Raw genomic sequence first — 19,199 nt, forward strand, 5'->3', positions numbered from 1 at the left:
GATGCAGAGCGCAGCGATGAGGTGGGGGCACCTCCCAGCCGCGAAGCGGCGAGGGGGAGAGCGGTGCGCATAAGCACAGTCTTGGCCCTCGACACCGCCACGGCGGCGGTGACGGCGGGCATCGTCAGGCTCGAGGACGCTGCTGTGCTGGCTGAGCGGGTGACCGTCGATGCGCGGGCGCATGCCGAGCGGCTGACGCCGAACGTGCTGGCCGCCCTCGCCGATGCCGCGCTGACGATGGCGGATCTCGACGCGGTGGTCGTGGGCTGCGGTCCTGGCCCGTTCACCGGTTTGCGGGCCGGCATGGCCACGGCGGCCGCGTACGGCCATGCGCTGGGCATCACGGTCCACGGAGTGTGCAGCCTGGACGCCATCGGCGTGCACACCACCGGCGACACGCTGGTGGTCACCGATGCCCGACGGCGCGAGGTGTATTGGGCGCGCTACCGCGACGGGATCCGGACTCACGGGCCCGCCGTCGACGCCCCCGCCGACGTCGATCCGGGCCCCGCGCGCGCGGTTGCCGGCTCGCCCGAGCACGCAGCGCTGTTCGGTCTGCCGGTATCGGGGCCGGCCTCGCCGACGCCTGCGGGTTTGGTGGCCGCGGTTACGGACTGGTACGCCGAGCCGGCGCCGCTAGTGCCGTTGTACCTGCGTCGGCCGGACGCCAAGCCTTTGGCGGCTCGACCGTGACAGCCCATATCGAGCCCGTGACCATCGGTGCGCTCACGCCCGCCGACGCCGAGCGCTGCGCTGAGTTGGAAGCCCAGTTGTTCGACGGCGACGACCCGTGGCCGGCGGTGGCGTTCAACCGCGAACTGGCCAGCACCCACAATCACTATGTGTGCGCACGCACCGCCGAAGGCACCCTGGTTGGTTACGCCGGCATCTCGCGGTTGGGCCGCAAGCCGCCCTTCGAGTACGAAGTGCACACCATCGGTGTGGATCCGACCTACCAGGGACAGGGCATCGGCCGCCGACTCCTCAACGAACTGCTGGAATTCGCCTGCGGCGGGGTGGTCTACCTGGAAGTCCGCACCGACAACGAGGCGGCCATCGCCCTGTATCGCAGCGTTGGGTTCGACCAGGTCGGCTTGCGCCGGCGCTACTACCGCGTCAGCGGCGCCGACGCTTACACAATGCGGAGGGAAGCGCGGTGACGGATAGCGCGAACGGGAGGACCATCCTGGCCATCGAGACCTCGTGCGACGAAACCGGTGTGGGCATCGCGCGGCTCGACTCCGACGGCACCGTGACGCTGTTGGCCGACGAGGTGGCTTCCAGCGTCGACGAGCATGTCCGGTTCGGTGGCGTGGTACCCGAGATCGCCTCCCGGGCGCACCTGGAAGCCCTCGGTCCCGCGATGCGGCGCGCGCTGCACACGGCGGGTTTGAGCCGGCCCGATATCGTCGCAGCCACCGTCGGGCCCGGGCTGGCCGGCGCCTTGCTGGTGGGAGTTGCTGCGGCCAAAGCGTATTCGGCCGCCTGGGGTGTGCCGTTTTACGCGGTGAACCACTTGGGCGGGCACCTGGCCGCCGACGTCTACGAACACGGGCCGCTGCCCGAATGCGTGGCGTTGCTGGTGTCCGGAGGTCATACCCACCTCTTGCATGTGCGGTCGCTCGGCGAGCCGATCGTCGAGCTGGGCAGCACCGTCGACGACGCCGCCGGCGAGGCGTACGACAAGGTGGCGCGGCTGCTGGGGCTGGGCTATCCGGGCGGCAAGGTGCTCGACGATCTGGCCCGCACCTGCGGCCGGGAGGCCGCAGAGATCCCCGTCTTCCCGCGCGGCATGACCGGCCCGGCCGACGACCGGTATGCGTTCAGCTTCTCCGGACTCAAGACCGCGGTGGCCCGCTATGTGGAGAGTCACCCCGACTTCCGGACCGCCGATGTTGCGGCCGGCTTCCAGGAGGCCGTCGCCGATGTGCTGACCAAGAAGGCCGTGCGTGCCGCCACGGAGCTGGGTGTGTCGACCCTGCTGATCGCAGGGGGCGTAGCCGCGAATTCCCGGCTGCGCGAGCTGGCCGAAGAGCGTTGTGCCGCAGCCGGGTTGACGCTGCGGATACCGAGGCCGCGGCTGTGCACAGACAACGGCGCGATGATCGCGTCGTTCGCCGCGCACCTCGTCGCCGCGGGGGCGCAACCGTCGCCGCTGGACGTGCCCAGCGACCCCGGCCTGACGGTCGTCAAAGGGCAGCTGCCCTGACGGTCGGTGAGTGGGTCAGCGGCCGGTTTGCCGGGTGACGATGAGCAGGTTGTTGCCGGTCGACCAGGCTTGGGTGAAGGTGGCCATCGGGATCTGCTCGTCGCGGCCGGTGGGGGTGCCACTGTCGTTGAGATGGACGATGTCGCTGCGGGTGTCGACTCCGGTGACGACCACGGCGTGGTCGACCTCGGTCCGCTGCCCCTTGCCCGCCGGGTAGTTCCAGATGGTTTCGGCATTGACCGCGGCGATCACCTTGTGGCCGGTGGCCAGGTCCTGCTCCAACCCCTCCACGGTGTTGCCGGTCGTGAGGTCGGATTGGATGCCGTATTTGCCGAGCAGCACGACCAGATCTTGGGGCGAGGTGCCGTCGAAGCGGTAGATGCTGCCGTGGTGCACTTCGCTTTTAGTGAACACGCCGCGTAGCTCGATGCCGATCTGGGAGGGTTCCCTTCCGGTGAGCTGGCCGACGACGTCGGCGACGGCCATCAGGCCGCAATCTTGCTGGTGCTGATACCGCCAGTAGGGGGCGGCAGCTCCGGGGTCGCCATACATCTGGCCGTTGGGGTCGGCACACGCGAGGCCGGCCAATCCGATGGTAGCGGCGATAATGACCGTGGCCAGGGCGAGGATGCGGTTCGGATGGAGGATGCCCGTGAACATGCGCGCATTATTCGCCTCGCCCCTGACGGATTGCTGAAAGAGCACCTCGACCAGGAAGCACCGGGCCGGCCTTGAGTGCTAGCACTCTCGTGTATAGAGTGCTAGGTGGCAATCGGACGAGCCCTGCGCCGGCACCCGCGACGACGGCGCTTGGACCCGGACGGATGCCGAATCACCTGGTAATTCGGACGGTTCGGGGGCAAGCCCCCGACCGACCGCCAACTCTGGTCGGGGTGGATGCCCCGAACCCGAACGAACTAGTGGAGGGCTCCAATCGTGGCGAAGGTGAACATCAAGCCACTCGAGGACAAGATTCTCGTACAGGCCAACGAGGCCGAGACCACGACCGCGTCCGGTCTGGTCATTCCTGACACCGCCAAGGAGAAGCCCCAGGAGGGCACCGTCGTCGCAGTCGGCCCCGGCCGGTGGGACGAGGACGGCGAGAAGCGGATCCCGCTGGACGTCGCCGAGGGCGACACCGTCATCTACAGCAAGTACGGCGGTACCGAGATCAAGTACGGCGGTGAGGAGTACCTGATCCTGTCGGCACGCGACGTGCTGGCTGTCGTCAACAAGTAAGACACCGTGTTCCGCCCCGGCGATCCCCGCGTTGCACCGCGGGCGATTTCCGGGGCGGCATGCGTTCGTGGCGATCGCAAGCGCGGCGGGAGCCGGGCGAAGCGGGTCGCCACCGAAGTGACAGTGGCGATCGCAAGCGCGGCGGGAGCCGGGCGAAGCGGGTCGCCACCAATAACCAGGGAGCGTTATGAGCAAGATCATTGAGTTCGACGAAACCGCGCGTCGCGCCATGGAGGCCGGCGTGGACAAGCTCGCCGACGCGGTCCGGGTGACGCTGGGCCCACGCGGCCGGCATGTGGTGCTGGCCAAGTCATTCGGTGGCCCCACGGTGACCAATGACGGCGTCACCGTCGCGCGTGAGATCGACCTGGAAGACCCGTTCGAGAACCTGGGCGCCCAGCTGGTGAAGTCGGTGGCCACCAAAACCAACGACGTTGCCGGCGACGGCACCACCACCGCGACCGTGCTGGCGCAGGCGCTGGTGAAGGCCGGCCTGCGCCTGGTAGCGGCCGGCGCGAACCCCATCGCCCTCGGGTCGGGCATCGGCAAGGCCGCCGACGCGGTGTCCGAGGCGCTGCTCTCGTCGGCCACTCCGGTCTCCGACAAGAACGCGATCGCCCAGGTGGCGACGGTCTCGTCGCGCGACCCCCAGATCGGTGAGCTGGTCGGTGAGGCGATGAGCAAGGTCGGCCACGACGGCGTCGTCAGCGTCGAGGAATCATCGACGCTGGGCACCGAGTTGGAGTTCACCGAAGGCGTCGGCTTCGACAAAGGGTTCCTGTCGGCGTACTTCGTGACCGACTTCGACGCCCAGGAGGCCGTGCTCGACGACCCGCTGATCCTGTTGCACCAGGACAAGATCAGCTCGCTACCCGACCTGCTGCCGCTGCTGGAGAAGATCGCGGAGTCGGGCAAGCCGCTGCTGATCATCGCCGAGGACGTGGAGGGCGAGGCGCTGGCGACCTTGGTGGTCAACTCGATCCGCAAGACGCTGAAAGCCGTTGCGGTCAAGTCCCCTTACTTCGGCGACCGGCGCAAGGCGTTCATGCAGGACCTTGCGGTGGTGACCGGCGGCGAGGTGGTCAATCCCGACACCGGCCTGCTGCTGCGAGAGGTCGGCCTGGAGGTGCTGGGTTCGGCGCGGCGCGTGGTGGTCACCAAGGACGACACCATCATCGTCGACGGGGGCGGTTCGGCGGACGCGGTGGCCAACCGCATCAAGCAGTTGCGGGCCGAGATCGAGGCCAGTGACTCGGAGTGGGATCGCGAGAAGCTCACCGAGCGGCTGGCCAAGCTGGCCGGCGGGGTGGCCGTCATCAAAGTGGGTGCCGCTACCGAGACCGCGCTCAAAGAGCGCAAGGAAAGCGTCGAGGATGCCGTCGCGGCAGCCAAGGCCGCCGTCGAGGAGGGCATCGTCACCGGCGGGGGATCGGCGCTCATCCAGGCCGGCAAGGGACTGCAGGAACTGCGTGCCTCACTGTCCGGTGACGAGGCCCTTGGCGTCGACGTGTTCTCCGACGCACTGAGCGCGCCGCTGTACTGGATCGCTTCCAATGCGGGGCTGGACGGCGCGGTTGCGGTCAACAAGGTCAGCGAGCTGCCTGCCGGGCAGGGCCTGAACGCTGACACGCTGAGCTACGGCGACTTGGCCTCGGACGGCGTGATCGACCCGGTCAAGGTCACCAGGTCGGCGGTGCTCAACGCGGCCTCGGTGGCGCGGATGGTGCTCACCACCGAGACGGCCGTCGTCGACAAGCCGGCCGAGGAAGAGGATCACGGGCACGGCCATCACGGCCACGCTCACTAGAAGTAGTACCGAAAACACCCCGTCCATGGGCGGGGTGTTTCGGTTCTCAGGGCTGAACCTGCAAATTTCCGCAGTTCCACGGCCTCGGGCGCTTAGTCTCTCGGCATGGATCGCATCTGGCAGTGGGTGTGGGATCGGCACGGCGCCAAGTATCCGTGGGTGATCTGGGCATTCGGGTTCACATCGATGCTCGTGACCTACGCCCTTTGGTCTTTAATCATCATTTGTTACGAGAGATCGAGTCGCTATCTCGAAGCGGTCGTCGTAACCGCTATCGCGGTCGTATTGCAGTCGTTTGTCGTGCTACCTGGTCGACGACGATTTCGCTTGATGCGGCCGGTGTCGGCCGGTGACGAGGTCGATCGATTTCAAGCGCTCAACGAAACGTACGTGTGGGGTCGGGCAGCGGGCATTAGACAGTTGTGGTTCGTACCCATCTGGGCTGCAACATTTTTCGCGATTGTCAGTGTGCTCGCCGGAGCTCATGGGATGCGGGTCGTCCAGTACGCGATCGTGGGTGGCGTCATGGGAATCGTCACGACACTCATCAGCTTCCACACATTCATGGAGGGATCATTGCGCCCGGTGAGAGCAGCGCTGGCCGGGGATTCGGGGATCGGCGACGCCCTTCCACGCTCCCGTCCGACGTTTGCCCGGTGGTTGGAAGTCTCGATGCTCAGCGCCCTGTGCAACTTCACCACTGGGGCCGTGATGGTGGGGGTCCTGCTAGGCCGAGTCAGCGATTCCCCGGTGCTGCCGCTCGTGATCGCCTGCATAGCGACGGCGGTGCTCGCGGCGCCGGTCACCGTCGGTGCCATCGTCTCGCCGGCACTGCGTCCGATCCGCGACCTCGCCGAAGGCACTGAACGCGTTGCGGCAGGCGATTACACCCGACGCGTGCCAGTAGTCCAGGATGACGATCTCGGCGCCCTGGCGGCGTCATTCAATCGGATGCAGGCGGGATTAACTGAGCGACAACGGCTTCAGGCGGCTTTCGGCACTTACGTCGACCCGGGGCTGGCGGCCCGACTGCTCGAGCAGGGCGACGATGTGTTCACCGGCGAGCGCCGTGAGGTGACGGTCATGTTCGTCGACGTGCGCGATTTCACGCCGTTCGCCGAGTCGAACGCCGCAGAAGACATCGTGGCACGCTTGAACGCTCTGTTCGAAATCGTGGTGGCCGCCGTGGTCGACGCGGGAGGGCACGTCAACAAGTTCCTCGGCGATGGCGCACTGGTCGTTTTTGGTGCGCCCAACGCCCTCGCTGGGCATGCCGGTGCTGCGGTGCAGACCGCCGTTCTGATTCAGCGGCTCGTTGCTGCGCGCTTCGACGGCGAGCTTCGGATCGGTATCGGGATCAATACCGGTCCGGTCATCGCCGGCACGATCGGCGGTGGAGCCAAGCTCGAGTTCACCTTGATCGGAGACACCGTCAACGTCGCGGCCCGTGTCGAGCAGCTCACCAAGGTCACCGGCGACACGATTCTGGCCACGCAGCAGACCGTTGACGCTCTGGAATCTCGACCGGCCGGGCTGATCGACCGTGGATCGCACGCGATGAAAGGAAAGTCAGCCGCTGTCACGATTTTCAGCGTCGATCCGGCGCTGAGTCCCCTCGGCTGACCTGGCTTGTCTCCCACAACCGAGACGGCCGTGGTGGACAAGCCGGCTGAGGAGGCCGACACGGCCACCACCATGGCCACCACCACTAGGAACGCGTGACCCGTCAGTCGGTATCGCCGGCTTTCGGTGCTATTCAGACGTGGGCGTCAGCCGCCGGGGCGAGTCGTTACGGTCGTGGTCGGCGAGGTTGTCGACGGGTATGTGGTGGTCGGGCCACTGGTGAGGGTGACTGTGCTGGTGCTGGTGCTCGTGCTCGTGGACGCCGGCGGCACTACCGTCGTGGTGACAATCGTCTCGGTGACGGTGGTCGTCGGCGTGGTCGACGAGGTGGTCGTCGCGCTCGCCGCGGCAATCACGCCGCAGGCCAACCGCTTACCCGAATCACTTGCAGCGCCATTGCTGAGGTAATCCACGTCTTGTTGAATGACGAGGGCAGTACCCGAGCTATTTCTCAGGTCCGCGGCGGTAAACGAGCTAGTGGTAGTGACCAATTTCGCCGAACCGTCGGGCCGTACTTGCAATGCAGTCAGGTCGCCGCTGGCGGGGTAGCCGGTGTGACCCGACGCCTGGTAGACGCTTCCAGCGGAATTGAAGTCCCCGGTCGACCCTCCCGTCGCAGCCGAACTGGCCTCGCATCTGCCGACGGAGTGGATCCGGAGCCCATGGAAGCCGGGGCTCAAGACATGATTGGGTCCGGCTTCTACGGTCACGGTGGCGTAGCCGTTCGTGAAATCGATTGTGGCGGTGCCTACTTGACTGCCGTCGGCGCCCTTCAACTGTGTGGTCATCCGCTCCGTGCCGGGCGGTGCGCCCGAGGACGGCGACGTAGTGGACTGGTTACCGCCCTGGTTTGAGCAAGCGCCTAACGGTGCCATGGCTGCGGTAAGCGCCGCGACCGCGAAGCAAACACCCTTTTTCATAGGCCGTGCCTACCCGTATTTACCCAGGTCGAAACGATTGCGAATGGTCTTCGAATGGAAATTGAGATCGGTTTGCTCCCGCCAGACTTAAGCCACTGCGAGCGTTCTCGGCGAGTCTTCGCAGCGATTTACGTGTCGTGGTGGACGCTGTCGACTTGCCACCTCGGCGAGCTGGTTATTTGACCGAGATCCCGCCATCCACCGGCAGGGTGATCCCGGTGATGTAGCGCCCCGACCGCCCGCAGAGGTAAACCATCGCCTCGCTCACGTCGGCGGCCTCGATGAGCTCCACCGGCAACGGCGCCTGTAAGGCGGATGCACCTTCGGGATATTCGGCCATCAATTGCGCAAACGGCTCGTTGACGATCATTGGCGTCGCGACGCCGGTCGGATGCACGGTGTTGACCCGAATGTTCTTCTCCGCCAACGAGGTTGCATAATACCGCATCAGGCCGACGACGCCATGCTTGCCGGCGTGGTAGCCGGCCAGGCCGTGGCTTCGACCGCTGAATGCGGGGCAAAGACTGTTGAGTCCGGCCGTCGAGCTGGTGATCACGATGGCTCCGCCCTCGTCGTGGTCCAACAGCGCTGGCAATGCGGCCTCGATCGTGTAGTAGACACCGTTGAGCAGTACGTCGACCGAATCGACGTAGGCAGCCATCTCATGGCGCTCTTCGCCGACCGCCGGCAGGATTCCCGCGTTCGCGAGCACGAAGTCGAGCCTGCCCAATTCGGAAACTCCCTCGGCTACAACGGCTTTCAGCCTCTCGAAGTCCCGGACGTCGCCCTGCTCGGCGACGATACGGCGGCCGGTCTTCTCGACCAGGTTGACCGTCTCGTCGAGATCCTCGCGGGTCGTCATCGGATAGGCGACACTGGCGATCTGATCGCAGAGATCGACGGCGATGATGTCGGCGCCCTCCTCGGCGAACCGAACGGCATGTGACCGGCCCTGACCGCGCGCGGCGCCAGTGATGAACGCGACTTTGCCGTCGAATTGTCCTGCCATGGGTCGAGTATCCGCCAATAACCCCAACTGGATCGAGGTAATCGAGTAGTCAATTTCTTTCGTCGTCTCGAATGAAGATTCCGGCGCCCGCGTGCGTCCGCGGTTTCTCTTGCCGCGGTTGACTCTTCGCGCTAGAGCCCTAATCGGCGCGGATTCGGTTCTGACAGCCAAGGGTCCGTGCTTTAATCGCCCGGTGGAGCAATTGACTGACTACCGAGGCGGCGAGCCCGAGCAGTGGCTGACGACGATCGGCGACATCGCCGTCTCGCAGCGCTGGGTGGCGACGCCGACCGGCACGCATCCCATCCGCGGCTCCGTGTGGACCGTGACAGACATGTCGCACTATTCGGAAAGCATCTCCACCGTGGGTATCGTGCTGGCGGTAATCTTCGTCTGGTTTTGTCTGCTGGGACTGCTCTTCCTGCCGATGAAGGACCGCCGGTACGGGGGCTACATCCAGGTCACAGTGCAGGGCAGCGGGTTTCACCATTCGACGTTGATTCCAGTAGTGGGGCCCATGTCCCTGATGAGCGTCAACCAACAGGTGAATTACGCACGGGCGCTGGCTGCTGCGGCCTGAGCGATTTCGCGCCGGCTAGCCCGTCAGGCCAGCGGCGGACGCGAACGCGCTGAGCTCGCGCTCGATGCCGTAACCTGCTGGCTGATAGACGATTTCGGTCACTCCCAGCGTGGCGAATCCCGCGATTTTCTCGGCTATCTGGTCCGCCCTGCCGGTCAACGCCGCCGAGCTGGCGAACGGGATCAGGTCAGCAACGTGCGGCTCGTCGCTTCGGTTGGCCTTGACCAGATGCCCCGCATGGATCGCGAGGTGCCGCTCATCGGGCGGGTAGGCTTCGATCGCCTCCCGCCAGCTTCGCCCGCCCGGCAGCGCGTCGACCGCCGCGGCGCCGCCGCGCTCATACATGGCGTGATAGAGCACCACCGCACCGGGCGCCGCTGCGTCCAGGGCACGCGGCGACGTCAAGTCCTCGCTTTCGTCGAGCACCGTGCCGAAGCAGAGCAACGCGCGCCAGTCGGAAACTTTCGCGGCATCGGGCTGTGGGACGGCGGCGGAGAAAACGCCGTCGCCGAGCTCGGCCGCGACAGCCAGTCCTTTCGGGCCGTCGGCGCCGATCAGTATCGGCACATCGATCGGTCGCTGGGCGCCGAATCCGGGCAGATGGAGCATACGGGTCTTGGCTCCGTCCCACTCGGCGGTTTCGCCGGCGAGAAGCGCCCGCAGGCAGCGCACGTACTCGGCGACCTTCCGCCATGGCATCGCGCGCTGGCCCAGCGCCATTCGGCCGGTGAAGCCTGAGCCGATGGCCACGACGACCCGCCCAGGCGCCTCGTTAACCAGCTCGGCGATCGCTGCGGCGTTGACCATCGGATGACGCAGGCTCGGAACCAGCACACCTGGCCCGAGGCCGATCCGCGACGTGCGCTCGGCGCATCGGTTCAGGATCATCCACACGTCCGGATACAGCGCCGGCGAGTCGTAAAGCCATGCACGCCGGTAGCCGAGGGATTCGGCCAACTCCACGTGGGCCGGGGTGTTCGACGAGGTTGCGAACGCGCATGAGATGTCCATAATTCAGACCCTACGGGGGCGCGGTCAACGGTTCAGGTGGACGCTGATCACTGGGGCGACACGGGTTTTGAGCTCGTCGGCGGGCCGCGACGCGATCGGTTCCACCTTGATGATGTAGCGCAGCAGGGCAATGCCCAATAGTTGAGCCATCGCCAGATCGACCCGTAATTCACCATCCGGATCTTGCACCGCCTCGGCGATCAGCGGATAGAGCTGCCCACTGATGAATTGCCGGACCAGGGCGGCGGACTCGTCATGGGTGGCGGCGCCGCGCAGGATGGCCAGCAGCGCGGCACGCGATTGAGGCTGCTCCCAGGCGTCGAAGAAAACCCCGCTCAGCCGCTCCGCGAGCGCGCTGCGGTCCCCGCCGGTGATCTGCGCGGCGATCTGCGCCGGATCGAAGGGCCACCCCATGGTGGCCCGAAACAACCCTGCCTTGTTGCCGAAATAGTGTCGGATCAGCGCCGGATCGACCCCCGCGGCGCCCGCGATGTCGCGCACCGAAGTCTTGTCGTAGCCCGCTTCGGCGAACCGGTGTGCTGCGGTCTCCAACAGCAGTCGGCGGGTGTCGGCGTTTCCTGGCCGCCGTCCAGTCTTGGGCATAGTGCCAAGAATTCTACAGTCGTTGACTTCTGCCGGGTTTCAGGATTAGCGTCATAGTGAGAATTCCACAAGTGAGGAGTTTTTCTCATGCCGACGCCTCGATGGGTTGCCCACCTCAACAAGGTCGGGCTCAACCAGCTGACCAGATTCATCGCGCCATGGGCTCCGGGATGGGCGGTAATCGTCCATCGCGGCCGCAAATCGGGCCGGACCTTCCGGACTCCGCTGTGGGCATTTCGCCGCGGCAACGGCTTCGTGATCGCACTGACCTACGGGCGCGGCGCGGATTGGGTACGAAATGTGCTCGCCGCCGGAGGTTGCGAGATCGACGCCCGGGGCCAGCACTATCAAGTCGGCAATCCCATCGTCTACCGCGACGAAAAAGCCAGCGACATGCCGTTGTTGATCCGATTCATGCTGCGCTGGGTGATCAACGCGCCCGACTTTCTGCGGGTCGACGTGATACGCGAACGCTCGGCTGCCTGATACGCCGAAAGGCCCGCCGTATCCGCAGGATTTCGTAAAATTGCGTCATTCAGACGGAGGGCGGGCCGATGGCAGGGTTCCCCACTGATCCCTCGTCCGTAACCGCGGAATGGCTCAGCGAGGTGCTTTGCGCTGACGTGCGGAACTGTCGGCTCGAACAGATCGCGATCGGGGTCGGGCTACTCGGCCGCCTCTACCGTGCCCACCTCGACGGCGCTCCTGACGTCCCCCGGTCGGTGGTGGTGAAGGTGCCGCTCGCCCCCAGCGCAGTCCGGTCGTCCGTGTGCGAAGACCTCGAGTTCTACCTGCGTGAGGTGCGGTTCTATCAGGAGATCGGCCTGGCCAACCCGCTGCGGCCGGCGCGCGCCTACTTTTCGGGCTTCGACGAAACGACGCACGACTTCCTGCTCGTGCTCGAAGATCTTGGCCGCCTCCGGGTCGCCGACCAGATCGTGGGGTGCAGCACTGCCGATGCCGAAACGGTGATCGATGCGATCGCCCGCCACCACCGCTGCTGGTGGGAAAGCCGGCGCTTCACGGCGTTGCCCTGGTTGAAGTCGTTCAATACGCCGCCGTTCCCGGCGGCCTTCGCCGAGAATTTCGAGGCCGCCTGGCCGCGCTTCCTCGACGGTGTGGGCGCGAACCTGTCGGCGGCCATGCGTAGCTTCGGCGAGCGATTTGCGGCCCTCATACCGTGGTTCTGGCAAGAGCTCGGCCGCCCACCACACACCTTCCTGCACGGTGACCTACGACTCGACCAGCTGTTCTTCGGGGTCGCTGCGGACGATCCATCGGTGACGGCGCTTGACTGGCAGGTCACCTCAAAGGGCCGGGCTGCCTACGACGTCGCGTATTTCGTGAGCCAGAGCCTTGCCACCGAGACGCGCCGAAGTTGTGAACGCCAGCTCGTCGAGCGGTACGCCGAAGAACTCGCCCAGCAGGGAATCGACTATCCCCTTCCGGAGCTATGGCGCGACTACCGGCTCACCACGGCCTGGTGTTTCGCCTACCCGGTGATTGCGGCCGGGCGGCTCGACCTGGCCAACGACCGCCAGTTGCAACTGCTTCGGACAATGTCCAACCGCGCGGGCATTGCGATCGAGGACCACGACGCCCTGTCGCTGAGGCCCGACTGACGATGGCTGAACAACGCCGCGCCTGCGCGTCGTGCGGCACCGCGAACGAAGAGGACGCCCGCTTCTGCGAAGGCTGCGGCGGGTCACTCGGCCGGGTCTGCCAAACCTGCGGCGTAGAGGCCAGTGCTACCGCGCGTTTCTGCCGCGCGTGCGGCGCGCCGCTGCAGGAGCAGGTCCGCCCGGCCGTCCACACGCCCGCGGTGCGCAAGACCGTGACCGTGATGTTCGCCGACCTGGCCGGTTCGACCAGCTTCGAGGAGCAGGTCGACGCCGAGACGGCTCGCGAGGTCATCGCCGGCTACCACGACCTGCTGCGCTCGACCGCCGAGCGCCATCGGGCCGGTGTCACGAAGTACATCGGCGACGGGTTCATGGCCGTGTGGGGCGTTCCCGCGATGGGCCCCGACGACGCCGATCACGCTGTCGAAGCCGCGGTCGAGCTGCAGGAGCGCTTCGTCGAGGTCGCCGCGGGCGTATCGCAGACGCACGGGGTTGAGCTAGCCCTGCGGGTGGCAGTGAACACCGGTGAGGTGGTGGTCGGCGCCGGTGACGCCGACCTGGTGGGCGACGCGCTGAACGTCGCGGCCCGGCTGGAGGCCGAATGCCCGCGCGGTCACGTCGTCGTCGGCGAGGAGACGTGGCGGTCGACGCGCGGCCGGCATCGCTACGACGCGCTGGGCCAGGTGCAGGTGAAGGGCCGGACCGCCCCCGTGTCGGTGTACCAGTGGCAGGGCCGCCAATCGGAGGCCGCTGACTCAGCGGTCTTCGTCGGCAGGGCCGACGAGCTGCGAAGGCTGCAGGTCGCGCTCGACGACACGGTCGCCGCACGGGCTGCGCGGTTGGTTACCGTCATCGGCGATCCCGGCGTCGGCAAGAGCCGGCTGGCGGCGGAGTTCGTCGAGCCCCGGCCAGGCATCCGCGTCGTTGCGGCCCGGTGCGACGCCGAGCAGACCGTCGCGCTGGCACCGATCGTCGAGGTGCTACGCGCCCGCGACCTCGACGCCGACATTCCGGGCGACGTCCCCGAGCGGGATCGCATGCTGAGCGACCTCAACGGCCTGGCGGCCGGCGTCCCGGGCTCGGTGGAGGAGACCTTCTGGGCGCTGCGCCGGTACGTCGAGGTGCTGGCATCCGAGGAGCCGCTGGTCATCATCCTCGACGACCTGCACTGGGCCGATACCCTGCTCGTCGACTTCGTCGAGCACCTGGCGGAGTGGGTGAAGGAGGTGCCGCTCCTGGTCGTGGCCCTGGCCCGCCCCGAGCTCCGGGAGAACCGGCCAGATCTCGTCGAGTGGGTGTCGGAGACGTTTCACCTCGGCGGTCTTGGCCCGGATGCGACGGCCGAGCTGGCTGCGGGCGTCCTGGGCGGCTCCCGGCTGCCCGAAGAGCTGGCGAGCCGCCTCCCAGAGTCGACCGGAGGTAATCCGCTCTTCGTCCGGGAGCTGGTCGGGATGCTGGTCCACGACGGGGTTTTGGTGGCGGAGCCGTCCGGCTGGCGGCTGACTATCGATGCCGACGCCATCGCCATCCCACCCACGATCCAAGCCCTGCTGGCGTCCCGGCTGGAGCGCCTGGACGCCGTGGACCGGCGCGTGCTCGAGGTCGCGTCGGTGGTCGGCACAGACTTCTCGCTGGCCGCAGTGTGCGCGCTGGAGAAACGGAATGCGCCCGATCTCAAGAGATCCCTGGACCGCCTGCGTCGTCTCGAACTCGCGCAGCCGACCGGCGTCTACATCGGCGACGAACCGGTCTGGCGGTTCCATCACGTACTGATCCGCGACGTCGCCTACCGCCGGCTGTTGAAGTCGGACCGGGCGGAACTGCACGAGGGACTCGCCGAGTGGGTGGCAGCTGGTGGCGCGAACGTTGCCTTCGACACCGACGAAATGATTGCCCGGCATCTGGACTCCGCTCACCGATACCGACGCGATCTGGGCATGCGCGACGAGCACACCGACGATCTCGCCGTCCGGTCGGCACGGTGCTACTTGGCATCGGCGCGCCGCGCGCTCGACCGTGACCAACTTGTCTCAGCGGGAACCCAGGCCGCCCGCGGTGCGGCGCTGGCCGCCGCCGACGAGGCGCTGGATGCCGAACTACTACTGGTCGGCTGCGAAGCCTTCCTCTCGGCCGGCGACGTCGCCGCGGGTGCCCCTCTCGTCGACGACCTTGAGCGCCTCGCCGGTGAGGCGCTGGCGCCATGGGCGACCTGCTACCGGTGCCAGTTCGTCGTCTACACCGATCCGGATCGGTTGCTGGAGGCCGAAACCCGCCTGCAGGGCGCAATCGACGAGTTCACCCGACGAGGAGATGCGGCCGGGCTGGCCAAGGCGTACCGCGTGCGCGCGGGTGCGCGGGCCCGGCTCGGACGGATCGGCGACTGCGAGGTGGACCTTTTCGAGGCGCTGGTCGCGGCGCGTCAGGCTGGGGACCACCGGCAGATCACCGCCGCGCTTGGCGCGGCCCCTGCCGCAGCGCTGTGGGGACCCAGTCCGGTGCCGAAGGCCGGCGGGCGGTGCCTGGACGTGGTACGGATGCAGCGCATGACCACGGCAGCGCCCTCGCTCGAGGCGACCTCGTTGCGCTGCCTGGCGGTGCTCGAGCTGCTGCGCGGGCGCCCCGACAAGGCCCGCTCGATGCTCGCCGACGCCCGCGAGGTGGTCGCCGATCTCGGCCTTCGCCACGGGTTGATGGAGACCGAGCTGTTCGCCGGAATCATCGAGCTGATGGCCGCCGACCCGGTCGCGGCCGAACCGCACTTCCGGACCGCCCTGGAGGGGCTGGACGCCTTGGGCGTCGGCGCCGACGCGGGCCAGGCCGCCGCCCTGCTGGCGCGGTCGGTGCTCGCGCAGGGACGCGTCGACGAAGCCGACCGCTACGCCACCGAAAGCGAGCACCTGGCCGGGCACAACTTGAAGACGGCCATCGCGTGGCGGGCGGTGCGCGCCGAGATCCTGGCGGCTCAGAGCCGGTACGACGAAGCCATTGTCATGGCTCGGGAGGGCGTCGCGGTCGCGGCTGACACCGATTTGGTGCTCGATCACGCCGAGGCCTGCCTCGCGCTCGGTCGGGTGCTTGCGGCCGCCGGTGATTCGCGGGGAGCGGAGGAGTCGCGACGCGACGCCCAGGCGCTGCATGCGGCGAAAGAAGTGGAGGGCGGGCGTGCGGTCGAACATGTCGTGCCGGTGACGGGCGCTACGCAATCACGCCTGGCCGTCGCCAACCGGGCCAGCAAGAGTGCCGAGGCCCTGCGACTGGCATTGCAGGCCCACGACGTCGACAGTGCCGTCGCGATCTTTCCAGATGGTTTTGTCTACGACGATCGACGGCGGTGGAGCGGTGACCCGATCCAGGACCGGGCTGAGATGCGAGCAGGCCTTGAGCGCGTCTTGGAGACCTACGCAGATTTCGAGGTACGCACACTCGCAGTTCGAGGTGAGCGCTTGGCGCTGTCATGGACGCGCTGGTGGGATGACGCCGGGAACGAGACCATCGGTCTCCATGTGATCGAGGCCGACAATGACGGGCGGATGGCCTACCACGGCCGCTTCGACGACGACGACTTCATCGGCGCCTACCGCGAGTTGGAGCGCCGTTATTACGCGGGCGAAGGCGCACCGTTCACCGAGGCGGGGGCTGTCGTCGAATTCATGATTGCCTTGAACGAAGCCGACTTCGACCGGTTGGTCAGCGAGTTCAGTACCCCTGAGATGCGCGCGGAAAATCGGTCCCAGGCCGTCTTCCCGGATCTTTCGATCGCGGAATTTCGCGCCGGCGTCGAGGAGCTTGACTCGATGGTCGCCTCGGTGCGCACATGGCACTCGGCGATGTACTGGTTGTCGCCGACCTGCGGGGTAGCGCGCACGCAGCGTGAGGCTGTCGGGTTGGACGGCGAACGCTACGCGTGGACGATGGTCATGGGCTTCGAGTTCCGTGACGGTCGCCTCGACTGGATGTGCCGATTCGACGCAGACGATGAAGAGCAGGCGTTCGCAGCCGTTGAGCAGCGGATCCGAGCGACGCCCAGCCGGCTAGCGGTCAGCAACCGCGCCAGCCAGGCTCAGGAACGCCTTTACAATGCGATGCGCGCGGGCAACACAACCGGCGCGGTCGAGCACTACACGGCGGGATTCACCTACGATGATCGGCGCCGACTCAGCGGCGACCCGATTGACGATCCTGCGACGCTGCTCGAGACTGCTGAACGAATCCTCGCTCAATACACGCGATTCGAGATGCGCACTCTGGCCGTGCGCGGTGAACACTTGCAGCTGTCCTGGACCCGTTGGTCCGATGACTCGGGGAATGAAACAACTCAACTCGCTGTGATCGAGGTCGGCGATGACGGGCGAATCACCTACGAGGCACGCTTCGACGTCGACGACTTCGAGGGCGCGTACCGGGAGCTGGAGCGCCGTTATTACGCCGGCGAAGGTGCAGCGTACGCCGAGGGGGGTGCCGTCACGGCAAACAGCATGATCGCCTTCAATCAGGGCGACTACGACCGGTCGTTCGGCGAATTCATGGCACCTGGGTTGCGCATCGAGAACCGGTCACGCTCGCCTTTCCCGGAACGTTCTGCCAGCGACCTGCGCGCCACCTCCGGGCAGCTGAACGACATGGTCGCCGCGTTGCGGATGTGGCTCTCAGCCGTGTGCTGGCTGTCGACGACCTGGCTGGTTGCCCGACTGGACCGCGAGGCCGTCGGATCCGACGGTGAGCCGTACGCATGGACGCGCCTGATGGTAAGTGAAGTCTGCGACGGTCGAATCGCGTCGATGTGCGAGTTCGAAGCCGACGACGAGGAGGCGGCCTTCGCTCTTGCCGAGGAGCGGATGCGAGCCAGCCCCAGCAGGCTCGCGGTCAGCAACCGCGCCACCCTGGCGGTAGCCGGCCTCGTCGACGCGATACGGGCACGAAACGCCACCGCCGCCGTCGAGTCCTACGCCGAACGGTTCGCATTTGATGATCGACGCCGACTCAGCGGCGAACCGATCGACGGTCGTGCGACGCTGCTCGCCGCAATTGAACAAATCCTCGATCATTATTCGGAGTTCGAGGTGCGCACGCTGGCCGTGCGCGGTGAACGGCTGCAGCTGTCCTGGGCCCGCTGGTCCGATGAAGCCGGCAACGAAACGACGCCCCTGCACCTGGTCGAGATCGACGATTCCGGGCGGATCACATATGACGCACGCTTCGACGAGGACGACTTCGAGGGCGCTTACCGAGAGCTGGAACGCCGCTACTACGCCGGTGAGGGTGCGCCGTATGCCGAGTCGGGCGCCATCGCGGTTGATTTCATGACCTCCTTCAACCGAGCGGACTTCGACCGGGTATTCGGCGAGCTCACTGCCCTCGACATGCGCCTGGAAAACCGGGCCACCCACTCCGTCTTCCCGGACCGGTCGGCAGCGGAATTCCGCGCCAGCGTCGAGAAGCTGAACTCGATGGTTGCCTCGGTCAGGACATGGCACGCGGCAGTGCGCTGGCTGTCGCCGACCTGCGCGGTGATTCGCCAGCAGCGCGAGGCTGTCGGACTAAACGGCGAACCGTACACGTGGACTTGGTTGTATGTATATGAGTTCGGCGATGGGCACCTCAGATTCCTGTGCGAGTTTGACCCGGATGACGAGGAAGCCGCGTTCGCCCTTGCCGAGGAGCGTATGCGGTCCAGACCCAGCCGGCTGGCGGTCGGCAACTGGGCCACCCAGACAGTGCACGGCATTTACGCGGCCATGCGGGCACACGATGCCGCGGCCGCCGCCGAGTTTTACGCGGACGTATTCATCTTCGATGATCAGCGCCGACTCAGCAGGGGCGTCCCGATCGACGACCGTGAAGGGTTGCTCGCCGCTGGTGAACGAGTCTTCGCTCAATACACGCAATTCGAAGTAAGCATTCTGGCTGTGCGCGGTGAGCGCGTGCAGCTGTGCCGGGGGCGCTGGTTCGATGCGGCCGGGAATGAAACAACTCATCTGCGTGTGCTCGAGGTCAGCGACGACCAGCGGATCACCTATACGGGCCAATTCGACGAAGACGACTTCGAGGGCGCCTACTGCGAGCTCGAACGCCGCTACTACGCCGGCGAGGGTGCGCCATACGCGGAGTCGGGAGTCATCGTCGTCGACTCGATCGCCGCGGTGAACAACCGCGACTTCGACCGGCTGCTCGGCGAGCTCAGCGTGCCGGACCTGCGTGTCGAGACTCGGACGCGGTCGGCTTTTCCGGACCGTTCGGCCAACGACCTTCGCGCCAGCTTGGGCGAGCTGAACTCGATGATGGTCTCGGTACGGACGTGGCTTTCGGCGGTGTGCTGGGTGTCGCCGAATTGGAGCGTCACCCGCCTGGAACGTGAGGCCGTCGGTCCAGAAGGTGAGCAGTACGCGTGGACGCGACTCCTCGTGTTTGAGATCCGCGACGGCCGCCTTGGTTCGCTCTACGTGTTCGAGCCCGACGACGAAGCGGCTGCGTTTGCCTTGGCCGAGCAGCGAGCGAAGTAGCGCCGTAGTAGCGCGAGCAGACGCAAAGCTCGCGAAATCCCTTCATTTCAGGTGCTTTTGCGTCTGCTCGCGCAAC

15 protein-coding genes are annotated in these 19,199 nt (G+C 66.6%); 10 read left to right on the plus strand and 5 right to left on the minus strand.

Going from position 1 to position 19,199, the window contains the following annotated elements:
• The first annotated feature begins 63 nt into the window (after positions 1–63).
• The 3 genes from tsaB to tsaD are packed head-to-tail and all read left to right on the plus strand — an operon-like array spanning position 64 to position 2,209.
• Positions 64–693 (plus strand): tRNA (adenosine(37)-N6)-threonylcarbamoyltransferase complex dimerization subunit type 1 TsaB, encoded by a 630-nt coding sequence (gene tsaB / locus A5791_RS21395; protein ID WP_231995978.1) that lies wholly within the window; start codon positions 64–66, stop codon positions 691–693.
• Positions 690–1,160, plus strand: a complete 471-nt coding sequence (rimI, locus tag A5791_RS21400) for a ribosomal protein S18-alanine N-acetyltransferase (RefSeq protein WP_067241115.1) — start codon at positions 690–692, stop codon at positions 1,158–1,160. Before tsaB ends, rimI begins: the two co-directional genes overlap by 4 nt.
• Complete coding sequence (gene tsaD / locus A5791_RS21405) at positions 1,157–2,209, plus strand: tRNA (adenosine(37)-N6)-threonylcarbamoyltransferase complex transferase subunit TsaD (protein WP_067241117.1); 1,053 nt, start codon at positions 1,157–1,159, stop codon at positions 2,207–2,209. Before rimI ends, tsaD begins: the two co-directional genes overlap by 4 nt.
• A gap of 15 nt (positions 2,210–2,224) precedes the next feature.
• On the opposite strand, the gene A5791_RS21410 is transcribed toward tsaD, so the two are convergent.
• On the minus strand, positions 2,225–2,869 hold the full coding sequence (locus A5791_RS21410) for a C39 family peptidase (protein WP_067241119.1): 645 nt from the start codon (positions 2,867–2,869) through the stop codon (positions 2,225–2,227).
• A 276-nt stretch (positions 2,870–3,145) separates the two neighbouring features.
• Here A5791_RS21410 and groES point away from each other — a divergent pair, with 276 nt between their 5' ends.
• The 3 genes from groES to A5791_RS21425 all read left to right on the plus strand — a co-directional run bounded on the left by groES (position 3,146) and on the right by A5791_RS21425 (position 6,878).
• Positions 3,146–3,448 (plus strand): co-chaperone GroES, encoded by a 303-nt coding sequence (gene groES / locus A5791_RS21415; protein WP_065156784.1) that lies wholly within the window; start codon positions 3,146–3,148, stop codon positions 3,446–3,448.
• Positions 3,449–3,635: 187 nt separating this feature from the next.
• On the plus strand, positions 3,636–5,255 hold the full coding sequence (gene groL, locus A5791_RS21420) for a chaperonin GroEL (RefSeq protein ID WP_067241122.1): 1,620 nt from the start codon (positions 3,636–3,638) through the stop codon (positions 5,253–5,255).
• A gap of 105 nt (positions 5,256–5,360) precedes the next feature.
• Complete coding sequence (locus tag A5791_RS21425) at positions 5,361–6,878, plus strand: adenylate/guanylate cyclase domain-containing protein (RefSeq protein ID WP_067241124.1); 1,518 nt, start codon at positions 5,361–5,363, stop codon at positions 6,876–6,878.
• Positions 6,879–7,024: 146 nt separating this feature from the next.
• Here the strand turns inward: A5791_RS21425 and A5791_RS27785 are convergent, their stop codons facing one another.
• Both A5791_RS27785 and A5791_RS21435 read right to left on the minus strand, forming a co-directional pair.
• Entirely contained in the window at positions 7,025–7,798 is a 774-nt protein-coding gene (locus A5791_RS27785; protein ID WP_082967061.1) for a superoxide dismutase family protein, read from the minus strand.
• A 175-nt stretch (positions 7,799–7,973) separates the two neighbouring features.
• Positions 7,974–8,807 (minus strand): mycofactocin-coupled SDR family oxidoreductase, encoded by an 834-nt coding sequence (locus A5791_RS21435; RefSeq protein WP_067241129.1) that lies wholly within the window; start codon positions 8,805–8,807, stop codon positions 7,974–7,976.
• A 202-nt stretch (positions 8,808–9,009) separates the two neighbouring features.
• On the opposite strand from A5791_RS21435, the gene A5791_RS21440 reads away from it, so the two are divergent.
• Positions 9,010–9,387: a hypothetical protein gene (locus A5791_RS21440; RefSeq protein WP_231995976.1), complete on the plus strand. Its 378-nt coding sequence runs from the start codon at positions 9,010–9,012 to the stop codon at positions 9,385–9,387.
• A 15-nt stretch (positions 9,388–9,402) separates the two neighbouring features.
• Here A5791_RS21440 and A5791_RS21445 read toward each other — a convergent pair whose 3' ends face one another.
• Together A5791_RS21445 and A5791_RS21450 are read right to left on the minus strand one after the other, a co-directional pair.
• Positions 9,403–10,398 carry an LLM class flavin-dependent oxidoreductase gene (locus A5791_RS21445; protein WP_067241135.1) on the minus strand — a complete coding sequence of 332 codons (996 nt, stop codon included), beginning with the start codon at positions 10,396–10,398 and terminating at the stop codon, positions 9,403–9,405.
• Between the two features lie 24 nt (positions 10,399–10,422).
• The gene (locus A5791_RS21450; RefSeq protein WP_067241138.1) at positions 10,423–11,001 is read right to left on the minus strand and encodes a TetR family transcriptional regulator; all 579 of its coding nucleotides are present in this window, start codon (positions 10,999–11,001) and stop codon (positions 10,423–10,425) included.
• A gap of 87 nt (positions 11,002–11,088) precedes the next feature.
• Between A5791_RS21450 and A5791_RS21455 the strand changes: the two genes are divergently transcribed.
• The 3 genes from A5791_RS21455 (at position 11,089) to A5791_RS21465 (ending at position 19,123) form a co-directional block, all read left to right on the plus strand.
• Positions 11,089–11,487, plus strand: coding sequence for a nitroreductase family deazaflavin-dependent oxidoreductase (locus A5791_RS21455; RefSeq protein ID WP_067241141.1), 399 nt, complete (start codon positions 11,089–11,091; stop codon positions 11,485–11,487).
• Positions 11,488–11,555: 68 nt separating this feature from the next.
• The gene (locus tag A5791_RS21460) at positions 11,556–12,623 is read left to right on the plus strand and encodes a phosphotransferase (protein ID WP_067241144.1); all 1,068 of its coding nucleotides are present in this window, start codon (positions 11,556–11,558) and stop codon (positions 12,621–12,623) included.
• Positions 12,624–12,625: 2 nt separating this feature from the next.
• Complete coding sequence (locus tag A5791_RS21465) at positions 12,626–19,123, plus strand: AAA family ATPase (protein WP_067241146.1); 6,498 nt, start codon at positions 12,626–12,628, stop codon at positions 19,121–19,123.
• The last annotated feature ends 76 nt before the right edge of the window (positions 19,124–19,199 follow it).

This window comes from Mycobacterium sp. 852002-51163_SCH5372311, assembly GCF_001667115.1.
Classification (GTDB): domain Bacteria; phylum Actinomycetota; class Actinomycetes; order Mycobacteriales; family Mycobacteriaceae; genus Mycobacterium.

Excerpts from the sequence above, each read along its gene's own strand:
- A5791_RS21445 (WP_067241135.1), bottom strand. The coding sequence starts at position 10,398 with ATGGACATCTCATGCGCGTTCGCAACCTCGTCGAACACCCCGGCCCAC.
- A5791_RS21425 (WP_067241124.1), top strand. The coding sequence starts at position 5,361 with ATGGATCGCATCTGGCAGTGGGTGTGGGATCGGCACGGCGCCAAGTAT.
- A5791_RS21460 (WP_067241144.1), top strand. The coding sequence starts at position 11,556 with ATGGCAGGGTTCCCCACTGATCCCTCGTCCGTAACCGCGGAATGGCTC.
- groL (WP_067241122.1), top strand. The coding sequence starts at position 3,636 with ATGAGCAAGATCATTGAGTTCGACGAAACCGCGCGTCGCGCCATGGAG.
- A5791_RS21435 (WP_067241129.1), bottom strand. The coding sequence starts at position 8,807 with ATGGCAGGACAATTCGACGGCAAAGTCGCGTTCATCACTGGCGCCGCG.
- A5791_RS21450 (WP_067241138.1), bottom strand. The coding sequence starts at position 11,001 with ATGCCCAAGACTGGACGGCGGCCAGGAAACGCCGACACCCGCCGACTG.
- A5791_RS21410 (WP_067241119.1), bottom strand. The coding sequence starts at position 2,869 with ATGTTCACGGGCATCCTCCATCCGAACCGCATCCTCGCCCTGGCCACG.
- A5791_RS21465 (WP_067241146.1), top strand. The coding sequence starts at position 12,626 with ATGGCTGAACAACGCCGCGCCTGCGCGTCGTGCGGCACCGCGAACGAA.
- A5791_RS21455 (WP_067241141.1), top strand. The coding sequence starts at position 11,089 with ATGCCGACGCCTCGATGGGTTGCCCACCTCAACAAGGTCGGGCTCAAC.
- A5791_RS27785 (WP_082967061.1), bottom strand. The coding sequence starts at position 7,798 with ATGAAAAAGGGTGTTTGCTTCGCGGTCGCGGCGCTTACCGCAGCCATG.